The sequence below is a fragment of the Paraburkholderia sp. SIMBA_054 genome, assembly GCF_046534875.1.
Lineage (GTDB): Bacteria > Pseudomonadota > Gammaproteobacteria > Burkholderiales > Burkholderiaceae > Paraburkholderia > Paraburkholderia hospita.
In genome coordinates, this window is the sequence record NZ_JAWRXV010000932.1 from 1 (window position 1) to 265 (window position 265).

Consider the following 265-nt stretch of genomic DNA (forward strand, 5'->3'; position numbering starts at 1 on the left):
GTTCCTTCTTCGCACTGATGCGCACAGTGCCGTTGACGCTCGCCATCGTCAGGTCTTGTGCGGCCAGCAACGACATGGCATCGCTCTGTGCCTGAATTTCGACGGGGCCTTTGGCCGCAAAAATCTTGCTGCCGAGTTGCTGTGCGAACAGTGAGATGTTCTCGCCCGCTGCGACCGTGAAGCGCTTCAGCACGCTCCAGTCGGCGTTCTTGCCGGCCACCGTGCTGATATCGCCCTGCGCCGCGAACTGCACGCCACCGCCCGC

General features: G+C 62.6%; 1 protein-coding gene. It reads right to left on the bottom strand.

Annotated features, from left to right (window positions below):
* On the bottom strand, nt 1-265 hold a 265-nt coding region (locus SB822_RS57870; protein WP_410859207.1), incomplete at both ends, for a DUF2345 domain-containing protein.